We start from the raw sequence: 11,907 nt of genomic DNA on the forward strand, positions 1-11,907 counted from the left end.
GCCGTTGGGGCAACTCCGACCGGTAACCCCGATGCGGTACGAATGGTAGGTGCACCAGCCCACCGTTCTCCTGCTGTCCACGTCGGATACCGACCTGATGACGGCTCGCGCCAGCGGTGCGCGATACCGGTGGATGAATCCCAGCCGCCTCGTCGACGGTGAACTCGACTCGCTCCTCGAGGGCGTCGACGTCGCCGTCGTGCGGATCCTTGGCGGCTACCGCAGCTGGCAGGACGGCATCGACACCGTGGTGGCCACGGGCATTCCCACGGTCGTGATCAGTGGCGAGCAGTCCCCGGACGCCGACCTGATGAGCCATTCCACGGTGCCCGCGGGCGTCGCACTGCAGACCCACGTCTATTTGGCCCAGGGTGGCGTCGCCAATCTCGAACAGCTGCACGCCTTCCTCAGCGACACGCTGCTGATGACGGGTTTCGGCTTCTCGCCGCCGGAGGCGACCCCGACGTGGGGCGTGCTGGAGTGCCCCGCGGGCCACGCGGCCTCCAACGACGGCCCTCGCGTGGCGGTCCTCTTCTACCGCGCCCAACATCTGGCGGGCAATTCGGCCTACGTCGGCGCGCTGTGCCACGCGATCGACGCCGCAGGCGGCCAACCCGTCCCGATCTACGCCGCGTCGCTGCGGACGCCGGAACCCGCCCTGCTCGAACTGCTCGGCACCGTCGACGCCCTGGTGACCACCGTGCTGGCCGCCGGTGGTGCCGTTCCCGCGACGGTGACCGCCGGTGGGGCCGACGACACCTGGGACGTGGCCCATCTCGCGGCGCTGAACATCCCGATCCTGCAGGGGCTGTGCCTGACCAGTTCGCGTAAGCAGTGGACTGACAACGACGACGGTATGAGCCCGCTCGACGTCGCGACCCAGGTGGCGGTGCCGGAATTCGACGGCCGCATCATCACGGTTCCGTTCTCGTTCAAGGAGATCGACGACGAGGGGCTGATCTCGTATGTCGCCGACCCGGAGCGCTGCGCCCGGGTCGCCGGTCTCGCGGTGCGCCAAGCCAGGCTCCGGCGCATCGCGCCTGCGGACAAGCGGGTGGCGCTGGTGTTCTCCGCCTACCCGACCAAGCACGCGCGCATCGGCAACGCGGTGGGACTCGACACCCCGGCCAGCGCCGTCGGACTGCTCCAGGCGATGCGCGACGCCGGCTTCCGCATCGGGGAGGTGCCCGGCGTCGACGCGAACGACGGGGACGCGCTCATCCACGCCCTGATCGAACGCGGCGGGCAGGACCCCGACTGGCTGACCGAAGAACAGTTGGCCCGCAACCCGATCAGGGTGTCGGCCAAGGACTACCGCGCCTGGTTCGCCACGCTGCCGAGCGGCCTCGCCGACGCCGTCGTCGAACACTGGGGACCGCCGCCCGGCGACCTGTTCGTCGACCGCACCCACGATCCCGAGGGCGAAATCGTCATCGCCGCAATGCAATCCGACAACATCGTGATCATGGTGCAGCCGCCTCGCGGGTTCGGCGCCAACCCGGTGGCGATCTACCACGATCCCGACCTGCCGCCCAGTCACCACTACCTGGCCGCCTACCGGTGGCTCGACGCGGAGTTCGACAACGGATTTCGGGCCGACGCCGTCGTCCACCTCGGCAAGCACGGCAACCTGGAGTGGTTGCCCGGCAAGACACTTGGCATGTCGTCGACGTGTGGTACCGACGCCGCGCTCGGCAATCTTCCGCTGATCTACCCGTTCCTGGTCAACGATCCGGGGGAGGGCACCCAGGCCAAGCGCCGGGCCCACGCCGTGCTGGTCGACCACCTCATTCCGCCGATGGCGCGGGCGGAGAGCTACGGCGACATCGCCCGGCTCGAGCAACTGCTCGACGAACACTCCAACATCGCCACGCTCGATCCCGGCAAGCTCCCCGCCATCCGGCAGCAGATCTGGACGCTGATGCGGGCGGCGAAGATGGACCACGACCTGGGTCTCGAGGATCGTCCCGACGAGGACGTCTTCGACGACATGCTGCTGCACGTCGACGGCTGGCTGTGTGAGATCAAGGACGTCCAGATCCGCGACGGGCTGCACATTCTCGGTCAGGCCCCCGTCGGGGAGGCCGAAGTGGATCTGGTGCTGGCCATCCTGCGCGCGCGGCAACTCTTCGGCGGCGAACACACCGTGCCGGGCCTTCGGCAGGCGCTGGGTCTGGCCGAGGACGGCACCGACGTCAGAGGGGCGGTCGACGCCGCGGAGGAACACGCGCGGGCGCTCGTCGCCGCCTTGGCCGAGGCCGACTGGGACGTCGCCGCGGTCGACCGGATCGCCGAGAACCCGGAGGTGGCCAGCGTGCTGCGCTTCGCGGCCACCGAGGTGGTGCCGAGGCTGCGCCAGACCAACGGCGAGATCAGTCAGATCCTGCACGCCCTCGACGGCGGCTTCATCCCGGCGGGCCCGTCGGGTTCGCCCCTGCGCGGCCTTGTCAACGTGCTGCCCACGGGCCGCAACTTCTACTCGGTGGACCCCAAGGCCGTGCCGTCCCGGCTGGCCTGGGAAACCGGTGTGGCGCTTGCGGATTCGCTGCTGGAGCGTTACCATGCCGACCACGGCGAGTGGCCCAGCTCGGTCGGCCTGTCGGTGTGGGGCACCTCGGCGATGCGCACCTCTGGCGACGACATCGCCGAAGTCCTCGCCCTGATCGGCGTGCAGCCGATCTGGGACGACGCGTCCCGCCGGGTCGTCGACCTGGAGCCGATCGGCCTGGCCGAGCTCGGGCGGCCCCGCGTCGACGTGACCGTCCGGATCTCGGGCTTCTTCCGCGACGCCTTCCCCCACGTCGTGACCATGATCGACGACGCCGTCAGCATGGTCGCCGAGCTGAACGAGACCGACGAGCAGAACTACGTGAGGGCCCACGCGAGGGTCGACTTCGCCGAGCACGGCGACCGTCGTCGCTCGACGACGCGGATCTTCGGGTCTAAGCCGGGGACCTACGGGGCGGGTCTGCTCCAGCTCATCGACAGCAAGAACTGGCGCGACGACGCCGACCTCGCGGAGGTCTACACCGCGTGGGGCGGCTTCGCGTACGGCCGCGGTCTCGACGGCGCCGCCGCCAGTGACGACATGAACCGGCAGTACCGCCGGATTGCGGTCGCGGCGAAGAACATCGACACCCGCGAGCACGACATCGCCGACTCCGACGACTACTTCCAGTACCACGGCGGGATGGTCGCGACCGTGCGCGCGCTGACGGGCAAGGACCCCGAGGCCTACATCGGGGACAACACCCGGCCCGAGGCCGTGCGCACCCGCACGTTGAACGAGGAGACCACCCGGGTGTTCCGGGCGCGGGTGGTCAACCCTCGCTGGATCTCGGCCATGCGCAGGCACGGCTACAAGGGCGCCTTCGAGATGGCCGCCACCGTCGACTACCTGTTCGGTTATGACGCGACGGCGGGCGTGATGGCCGACTGGATGTACGAGCGGCTGGCGGGGGAGTACGTGCTCGACGACGAGAACCGCAAGTTCATGAACGAGTCCAACCCGTGGGCGCTGCACGGCATGGCCGAGCGGCTGCTCGAGGCCGCGGGGCGCGGCATGTGGGCCCAGCCCGAGTCGGCCACCCTCGACGGACTGCGCCAGGTGCTGCTCGAGACCGAAGGCGACCTGGAGGGCTGAGCCCCATTAGATTGGCGGTATGCCCACGTTCGCCGAGGTCGCGAAGTCCGAATACGTGTTGTTGACGACGTTCACCAAGGACGGCCGGCCCAAGCCGACCGCCATCTGGGTGGCCCCCGACGGCAACCGCGTGGTCGCCATCACCCAGGAGAAGTCCTGGAAGGTCAAGCGCATCCGCAACACGCCGCGGGTGACCGTCGCCGAGTGCGACCGCGGCGGCAAACCGACGGGCGAGGCCGTCGAGGCGGTCGCGGTGATCCTGGACAAGTCCGAAACCCAGGCCGTGTACGACGCGATCGGCACGCGCTACGGCATCGTGGGCAAGCTGTTCAACGTCTTCAGCAAGCTCAAGGGCGGCATGAAGAACAACGTCGGCATCGAGCTCAAGGCGGCCTGAACCGGATGCCCAGCTTCGAGGACGTCTACCGCGAGAAGTACCTGTTGCTGACGACGTTCACCAAGGACGGCCGCCCCAAGCCGACGCCGATCTGGGGCGTCCCCGACGGCGACAAGCTGGTGATCAGCACCGACAAGGGGTCGTGGAAGACCAAGCGCATCAACAACACTCCCCGCGTCACGATCCAAAAGTGCGGAGTCCTCGGCAAGGTCAAGGGCGAACCGGTCGAGGCCGTCGCGCGGATGCTGCCCGAATCCGAGACCCGGCGGGTGTTCGACCTGGCCACCAAGCGGTTTTGGTACCACGCCTGGTGGTGGATCCCCCAGGCGATCTTCCGCGGTGGCGTCGACGAGGTGCACGCCGCGATCGAGATTCGCGCGGCCGACTCGCCCGCGGCAACGGGCTAGGAACCCCGGCGCCGCCCCGAACGTTGTCACGGCATGGCTATGCGGCTCTTTCTGGTCTACGTCCTCGTCGAACTGGCGGTCGTGGTCGCCCTGGTGTCCACGATCGGGTTCGGGTGGACGTTGCTCCTGGTGATCGGCACCTTCGCACTGGGTCTCGTCCTGGCCGGATCGCAGGCGAAGCGCCAAATCCAGCGGCTGCGGACGGGCCTGGCCACCCCAGAGGGCGCGGTGTCCGACGGCGCGCTGGTGGCCCTCGGCGGCGTGCTGACCGTCGTGCCCGGCCTCGTCACCTCGGTGCTGGGTCTGCTGCTCCTGCTGCCGCCCACCCGCGCGGCCGCCCGCCCGTTGGTGGCGGCCGTCGCCGCCCGTAGCCTCGGTCGAATGCCAGTCATCGTCACCACCACCGGCGGCGCGCCGTTCCGCACCACCCGTCGCACCGAATACGTCGACGGCGAGGTGGTCGACGTGACCGACGTGGAGCAGGCGCGTCTGCCCAAGCACCCCGACGTCGCTTGACGACGCTGCTGCTCGGCGGCCGCGTCTACAGCGCGGCCATGCCGGACGCGACGGCGGTCGCGATCAGCGACGGACCAGACGGCGTCGTGGCGTGGCTGGGTACCGACGACGTCGGTCGCAAGCAGTTTCCCGACGCCCGCGTGGTCGACCTCGACGGCGGCTTCGTCACGCCCGCGTTCGTCGACGGTCACGTCCACGTCACCGCCACCGGGCTCGCGGTGGTCGGCCTGGACCTCCGCGCCGCGACCTCACGGGAGGATGTGCTGCGGCTCGTCGGCGAGTACGCCCGCCGCCATCCCGAGGGGCTCGTCTGGGGTCACGGCTGGGACGAGTCGGGGTGGCCGGAACCGACCCCGCCCACGACCGCCGACCTCGACGCCCTCCTCGGCAACCGGCCCGCCTACCTGGCGCGCGTGGACGTGCACTCCGCGGCGGCGTCGACGGCGCTTCGGGCCAGCGTTCCCGGGGTGGATGCGGCGGCGGGCCACCACGACCAGCTGCCGCTGACCGCGCACGCCCACCACCTGGTACGCGCCGCGGCCCGAGCCGCGCTGACCTCCGACCAGCGGCGCGAGGCCCGCGTCGCCGCGCTCGATCTGGCGGCCCGCTCCGGCGTCGCCGCGGTGCACGAATGCGCGGGACCCGACATCGGGGGCGTCGACGACTGGCGCGAGCTTCGTGCGTTGGCGCACGGCGTCGAGGTCGTCGGCTACTGGGGCGAGGCGGTCGCGTCGGCCGCCCGGGCCCGAGAACTGGTGGACGACCTCGGAGTCCGCGGGTTGGCCGGTGACCTGTTCGTCGACGGTGCGCTCGGGTCCCGCACGGCGTGGCTGGCCGAGGACTACGCCGACGCGCCGGGGTGCGTCGGCAACGCCTACCTCGACGGTGCCGCCGTCGAGGCGCACCTGGACGCGTGCACCGAGGCAAGGATCACCGCGGGCTTCCACGTCATCGGCGACGCCGCGGTCACCACGGTGGTGGACGCGCTGGCGCGCGTGGTGGCCAGGCACGGCGCCCCCGCGGTCGCCCGGTGCGGACACCGCCTCGAGCACCTCGAGATGGTGTCCGAGGCGCAGGCTGCCCGGCTCGGCAGCTGGGGCATCATCGCCAGCGTGCAACCGAACTTCGACGCGCTGTGGGGCGGTCCCAACGGTATGTACGCCCAGCGGTTGGGGCCGCAGCGGGCCGATCGGCTCAACCCACTGGCGCTGTTAGCATCCCAAGGCGTGCCCCTCGCCTTCGGTTCCGATACGCCGGTCACCGGCATGAACCCGTGGGAAACGGTGCGAGCCGCGACGGCGCACCACACCGCGGGCAGCGCGTTGTCGGCCCGGGCCGCGTTCGCTGCCGCCACCCGCGGGGCGTGGCGCGCTGGTGGGGTCCGCGACGGCGTGGCAGGCACGCTGGCTCCCGGAGCGCCCGCCACCTACGCCGTGTGGGACGTGCCCGGCGGCCCCGGGGCCCTCGAGGTGGCCGCGCCCGCCGACACCGCCGCGCGATGGTCCACCGACCCGCGGTCGCGGATCCCCGCCCTGCCGCGGCTCGCTCCGGATGCGCCCCTGCCGACCTGTCGTCAGACGGTGCACCGGGGTGTCACCATCCATGGCTGAGCGTCCGTCCGTGGCGCGGCTGCGGGCCGCCCTCGGACCGCGCGTGCTGCGCATCGCCGCGGCCGTCGCGGCCGGAATCCTGGTGTGCACGAGCTTCCCGCCGTTCGGCTGGTGGTTCTCGAGTTTCGTCGCGTTCGGTCTCCTCGCGTGGGTGCTGACCCATCCCGCCACCACGAAGGCCGGCGGCTTCGGCTACGGCTTCCTGTTCGGGTTGGCGTTCTACGTGCCCCTGTTGCCGTGGATCAGTGGGTTCGTCGGGGCCATGCCGTGGTTGGCGCTGGCGGCGATGGAGGCGCTGTTCCCCGCAGTCTTCGGACTTCTGGCCGTGGTGGTGCGGCGGTTGCCCGGCTGGCCGGTGTGGTTCGCCTGCCTGTGGGTGCTTGGCGAGTGGCTGAAGTCGACCGTGCCGTTCGGCGGATTTCCGTGGGGGGTCGTCGGCTACGCCCAGGACGACGGCCCGCTGCTCGTCGTCGCCCACTTCGGCGGCGTGCCGCTGGTGTCCTTCGCCGTCGCCCTGGTCGGGTTCGGCCTGGGCGCCATCGCCCTGGAGGCGGCGCGCTGGTGGCGCACCGACCACCACACCGGACACGTGGACGTGCCCGCGATCCTGGTGCCCGGTGCAAGCGTGGCACTGGTCCTGGTCGTCGTCGCCCTCGGCACGCCGTACGTACGGCAGTCCGGCGTGGGTGCGGGGGACGACCCCACCACGACCGTCGCGGCCGTACAGGGCAACGTCCCGCGTCTGGGCCTCGACTTCAACGCGCAGCGCCGCGCGGTGCTCGACAACCACGTTCAAGAGACGCTGCGCCTCGCCGAGGACGTTCGTGCCGGTCGCGCCCAACAGCCCGCCGTGGTCGTGTGGCCGGAGAATTCGTCGGACATCGATCCGATCGTCAACCAGGACGCCGCCGACCAGATCGGGATCGCCGCCGACGCCATCGGCGCGCCCATCCTCGTCGGGGCCGTCGTCGCGGCACCGGGTTACACCCCGGAGGATCCGCAGGCGACCAACACGGTGATCGTCTGGGACCAGGCCACCGGACCCGGCGAGCGCCACGACAAGAAGATCGTGCAGCCGTTCGGCGAGTACCTGCCGTGGCGGAGCTTCTTCCGGAAGCTGTCGTCGTTCGCCGACCGGGCCGGGTACTTCGTGCCCGGGGACGGCAACGGCGTCGTCCACGCGGCAGGCGTGCCGATCGGCGTGACGACGTGCTGGGAGGTGATCTTCGACCGCGCCGCCCGAGAGTCCGTGCTCAACGGGGCGCAGTTCCTCGCCGTACCCACCAACAACGCGACGTTCGACGAGTCGATGAGCGCCCAGCTGCTCTCCTTCGCACGGCTGCGGGCCGTCGAGCACGACCGCTTCGTCGTCGTGGCGGGGACCGTGGGCATCAGCGCCGTCATCGGACCCGACGGGCAGGAGCTGGACCGCACCCAGTTCTTCCAGCCCGCCTATCTCGACTCCCAAATCCGACTCAAGACCAGCCTGACGCCGGCCACGCGCTGGGGCCCCGAAATCCAGGCTGCGATCGTGATTGCCGGTGTTGCGGGCCTTGCCTGGGCGATGCTGCACAATGGACCGCTGGCGGATAAGTTCGAGCGGCGCCGTAAGAAGGCGCCGGCCGCGGAGAAGTCCAAGACGAAGGAGTGACATGACCGACGAGCGGGTGCGCGCATGATGCCGGGTGGCGACCGCCCCAGTCAGCGCACGCTGGTCATCATTCCGACCTACAACGAGCGCGACAATCTGCCGTTGATCGTCGGGCGGGTGCACGCTGCCCGGCCGGACGTACACGTCCTGGTGGTCGACGACGGCAGTCCCGACGGCACCGGCGAGCTGGCCGACGAGCTGTCCCTGGCCGACCCGGACCGGGTCCACGTGATGCACCGCACCGCCAAGGCCGGCCTCGGTGCGGCGTACCTGGCGGGCTTCGCCTGGGGCCTCGGCAGGGCCTACTCCGTCCTGGTGGAGATGGACGCCGACGGTTCGCACGCGCCCGAGGAACTGCATCGTCTGCTCGACGCGGTCGACGCGGGCGCCGACCTGGCCATCGGCTCGCGCTACGTCGACGGTGGCACGGTACGCAACTGGCCGCGGCGACGAATGGTGTTGTCGCGCACGGCCAACGGCTATTCCCGCTTGTCCCTGGGGGTGGACGTCAACGACATCACCGCCGGCTACCGGGCGTACCGCCGCGAAGTCCTCGAGAAGATCGACCTCGCGGCCGTCGACTCCAAGGGGTACTGCTTCCAGGTCGACCTCACCTGGCGCACCATCAGTGCGGGCTTCGTCGTCAAGGAAGTGCCCATCACGTTCACCGAACGCGAACTGGGCAAGTCGAAGATGAGCGGCTCGAACATCCGCGAGGCGATCTTCAAGATCGCCGAGTGGGGCATCCGCGGGCGCTTGGATCGCGCCCGCGGCGTCGTCCGCTAGCTGCTGGCTCCGCGGCGGCGGGTCTTGATGATGTCCAACCGCTCCTTGAGCAACTCGTCGAGTTCCTCGACCGAGCGACGCTCCAGCAGCATGTCCCAGTGGGTGCGCGGAGGCTTCACCTTCTTGGGCTCCGGCACGTCACCGTCGATCAGCGTGCCCTCCAGGCCGTTGCGGCAGGGCCACGTGCCAGGGATCTCCGCCTCGTCGGCGAACGGGACCTCGAACTCCTCGCCGTTGTCGGTCCGGTAGCGCGCCATCTGCCTCGGCGCCAAGTCGTGGTTGCGGTCGGTCTCGTAGCTCACGGCTCCGAGTCGACTACCCCTCAAGACGCGATCAGCCATTGTCACCACTCCTCATCGACAAACGTTCCGCGGGTAACAACGCTGCCGTATGGCATGAAGTTCCCGACGCGACTGTCCATGATACCGGGATCAACCGGGTGAGCCGTTTACAGTCGAGTGCCGTGGCACCAGAGACCCGACGGCGACCCCGAGTTCAACCGTGCCGGTGGTGTGGACGCGAGGTTCCGGACGCCGGAATGGGCCGGCGCAGGCAGTACTGCCGGCAGTCGTGCCGGCAGCGCGCCTACGAGCAGCGCGCCATGGTCAAGGGCACCTCGCTTGCCCCAGACGCGGTGGTGCTGTCCGCCGACGAGGCCGCGCAGCTCTCCGATCGCGTCTATCAGGTCAGGTGCGCCGCCGAGGACATGGCCACGGCCATCGAGGAAGGCGCCAACGGTTCGGAGCTCCGGGAGCTGTGCGACGCACTGATGCGTGCCGCGAAGGCGGCCGACGGCTGGCGATGATGCCTGGTAAGACGCCCCGGACACACGAGTTTCGCGGCGACTGAACCATTTCGCGACCTCGCCCGTCGTTCCTCCTGACAGCGCCCCAAGGGGGCGCAACGCCAGAAGGGAAACACCGTGACCGTGCTATCGCCGCTTCCGTCGGCCGCCCCCGATCTCGAGCCCGCCGTGTGGTTCTTCGGTGACTTCGTGCTGGACCTTCCGCGCTACGAGTTGCGGCGAGACGGGGTCTCGATCCCGGTCGAGCCCCAGGTGTTCGACGTGCTCGTGCAACTGGTGACCCACCATCACCGGGTCGTCACGAAGATCGAGTTGTTCGACGCCGTCTGGGGCGGCCGGTTCGTCGGCGAGGCCGCACTGTCCAGCCGGATCAAGGCGGTCCGGCGCGCACTCGGCGACGACGGGGTGTCGCAGCACGTCATCCGCACCGTCCGCGGGCGGGGATATCAGTTCGTCGGGGTCTTGCGCACCACCCAGGAGGAACCGAGCGACGAACCCAACGGTCTCGACGACGCGGGCACGGAGGCCGTGCTGAACCTCCGGTGCCTGCGTTCTCGGCGCGTGCGGGTTCACGGCAACCGCTACCGCATCGCACCGTCGACGCGCCGGCGCGAGTTCCACGGGCCGCCGAGGTGAGATCACGCCGACGTCGGTGTCGTCGAATCGGGAATGAAACGGAGGATTGGGTATGTTTCAACTCCGGGCGTCGCCGCGATGTGCAGTGCTAGCCGTCAGCCGCGTGAACCACGGACCGATAGAGGAACTAGCTCACGATGACGGACTCTTCCCCCGAGCACCAGCGGACGGACGATCCAGCGAACGCCGAACTGCTGCGGGTCATCCACGACGAGCACGGCCCGGCGTTGAATCGCTTCGTCCTGCGGCTGACCCGGGGCGACCGGGAATTCGCCGAGGACGTCGTCCAAGAGTCGCTCCTGCGGCTGTGGCAGAACGGCACCATCCTCACCACCTATTCCGAGGACTCGACGCGGGCGTGGCTGCACACGGTGGCCAGGAACCTCGTCATCGACGACCGGAGGAGTTCCCGTCACAAACGCGAGTTCCAGACCGACACCGTCCCCGAGCGAAGTTCACCGGACGTCTTCGGGCCGGCGGTCGACAAGTTCGTCGTGTCCGACGCCCTGCGATCCCTGAGTCCTGAGCACCGGACCGTGTTGGTACGCGCGCACTATCTGGGACAAACCGCCGTTGAGATCGCGCGGCACGAGGGTATCCCGCCGGGAACCGTCAAATCGCGGCTGCACTACGCACTACGCGCGCTCCGCGTGGCCTTGGAGGAAAGGGGGGTCGTCCAATGACCTCCGAACGCGACATGGCCGAATGGGATGCCGCCTATCTGCTCGGCGCCCTCTCGGCATCCGAAGCCGCCGAATACGAGCGGCACCTGGCCGACTCGCCCGAGTCCGCCGACCCGTGGGACGCGTCCGACCTTCCCGCCATCCTGGACGTGCTGTCGCCCGAGGAAGCGCTGGCCCTGCTCGACGCGGAACCCGAATCCGAGACGCCGGACGAGGCCGTCCCTGCGCCGGCCTCCTTCGCCGCGGCCGCGCATCGGCGCCAGACCCGCTCGCGCGGTGCCCGGCTGGCGACGGCGCTCGCGTCGGCTGCCGCCTTCCTCCTCATCGGCGGCCTCGTGGGCTATGCCGTCATCCCGCATCAGTCGTCTACCGGGGTGTCGCTGCAGGCGATGGCTCCGGGCCAGCGACAGGGTGTCACGGCGGCGCTCGCACTCTCCGAGGAGCCGTGGGGAACACGTCTCGACTGGGAGTGCCAGTACACCAAGGACTGGGCCGTGAAGGCCACCGGCTACGACTTGGTCGTCACGACCAAGAACGGCGCGGAGACCACCGTCGCCTCGTGGCGTCCGTCGGGCACCGAGAAGCAGGCGTCGAATCTGGCTGCGGCCACGGTGATTCCGAAGTCGGACATCCGTACGGTGACCATCCGGGAATCTGGATCCCCCACGCCGCTTGCGGTCACCACCGTGGCCTGAGCGGCCTCCTTCCGCTCAGGGCGAGTCGAAACCTTCCGTGGTGATGCGGCGCTCCGTAGCGTCGCATCATCGTGACCG

Annotated in this window: 11 protein-coding genes and 1 pseudogene; 11 read left to right on the plus strand and 1 reads right to left on the minus strand. The window is 69.9% G+C overall.

The window, feature by feature from the left end; all coding sequences use genetic code 11:
* The first annotated feature begins 97 nt into the window (after positions 1 to 97).
* The 7 genes from cobN to H7J06_RS32140 are packed head-to-tail and all read left to right on the plus strand — an operon-like array spanning position 98 to position 9,010.
* Positions 98 to 3,643, plus strand: coding sequence for a cobaltochelatase subunit CobN (gene cobN / locus H7J06_RS17295; RefSeq protein ID WP_275079555.1), 3,546 nt, complete (start codon positions 98 to 100; stop codon positions 3,641 to 3,643).
* 19 nt (positions 3,644 to 3,662) lie between these two features.
* The gene (locus H7J06_RS17300; protein WP_264040221.1) at positions 3,663 to 4,040 is read left to right on the plus strand and encodes a PPOX class F420-dependent oxidoreductase; all 378 of its coding nucleotides are present in this window, start codon (positions 3,663 to 3,665) and stop codon (positions 4,038 to 4,040) included.
* Positions 4,041 to 4,045: 5 nt separating this feature from the next.
* Positions 4,046 to 4,447: a PPOX class F420-dependent oxidoreductase gene (locus tag H7J06_RS17305; protein WP_264040222.1), complete on the plus strand. Its 402-nt coding sequence runs from the start codon at positions 4,046 to 4,048 to the stop codon at positions 4,445 to 4,447.
* A 33-nt stretch (positions 4,448 to 4,480) separates the two neighbouring features.
* A complete protein-coding gene (locus tag H7J06_RS17310) occupies positions 4,481 to 4,963 on the plus strand; it encodes an FxsA family protein (RefSeq protein ID WP_264040223.1) in 483 nt (160 codons plus the stop codon).
* A complete protein-coding gene (locus tag H7J06_RS17315) occupies positions 4,960 to 6,573 on the plus strand; it encodes an amidohydrolase (RefSeq protein ID WP_264040224.1) in 1,614 nt (537 codons plus the stop codon). The genes H7J06_RS17310 and H7J06_RS17315 overlap by 4 nt, the downstream gene beginning before the upstream one ends.
* The gene (gene lnt, locus H7J06_RS17320) at positions 6,566 to 8,224 is read left to right on the plus strand and encodes an apolipoprotein N-acyltransferase (RefSeq protein ID WP_275079534.1); all 1,659 of its coding nucleotides are present in this window, start codon (positions 6,566 to 6,568) and stop codon (positions 8,222 to 8,224) included. Before H7J06_RS17315 ends, lnt begins: the two co-directional genes overlap by 8 nt.
* 24 nt (positions 8,225 to 8,248) lie before the next feature.
* Positions 8,249 to 9,010, plus strand: coding sequence for a polyprenol monophosphomannose synthase (locus H7J06_RS32140; protein WP_275079535.1), 762 nt, complete (start codon positions 8,249 to 8,251; stop codon positions 9,008 to 9,010).
* Here H7J06_RS32140 and H7J06_RS17325 read toward each other — a convergent pair.
* Positions 9,007 to 9,351, minus strand: a complete 345-nt coding sequence (locus H7J06_RS17325) for an RNA polymerase-binding protein RbpA (protein ID WP_079923930.1) — start codon at positions 9,349 to 9,351, stop codon at positions 9,007 to 9,009. The two genes, H7J06_RS32140 and H7J06_RS17325, sit on opposite strands and share 4 nt — an antisense overlap.
* A 122-nt stretch (positions 9,352 to 9,473) precedes the next feature.
* Here H7J06_RS17325 and H7J06_RS17330 point away from each other — a divergent pair, with 122 nt between their 5' ends.
* The 4 genes and pseudogenes from H7J06_RS17330 (at position 9,474) to H7J06_RS17345 (ending at position 11,829) form a co-directional block, all read left to right on the plus strand.
* Positions 9,474 to 9,815: a hypothetical protein gene (locus H7J06_RS17330; protein WP_264040226.1), complete on the plus strand. Its 342-nt coding sequence runs from the start codon at positions 9,474 to 9,476 to the stop codon at positions 9,813 to 9,815.
* A gap of 168 nt (positions 9,816 to 9,983) precedes the next feature.
* Positions 9,984 to 10,310 (plus strand): annotated as a pseudogene (locus H7J06_RS17335) (winged helix-turn-helix domain-containing protein); the annotation flags it as partial.
* A gap of 278 nt (positions 10,311 to 10,588) precedes the next feature.
* Positions 10,589 to 11,134, plus strand: a complete 546-nt coding sequence (locus tag H7J06_RS17340) for a sigma-70 family RNA polymerase sigma factor (RefSeq protein ID WP_264040227.1) — start codon at positions 10,589 to 10,591, stop codon at positions 11,132 to 11,134.
* Positions 11,131 to 11,829, plus strand: a complete 699-nt coding sequence (locus H7J06_RS17345; RefSeq protein ID WP_264040228.1) for a zf-HC2 domain-containing protein — start codon at positions 11,131 to 11,133, stop codon at positions 11,827 to 11,829. Before H7J06_RS17340 ends, H7J06_RS17345 begins: the two co-directional genes overlap by 4 nt.
* The last annotated feature ends 78 nt before the right edge of the window (positions 11,830 to 11,907 follow it).

This window comes from Mycolicibacterium hodleri (assembly GCF_025822245.1).
In the GTDB taxonomy this organism is placed as follows: Bacteria; Actinomycetota; Actinomycetes; order Mycobacteriales; family Mycobacteriaceae; genus Mycobacterium; species Mycobacterium hodleri.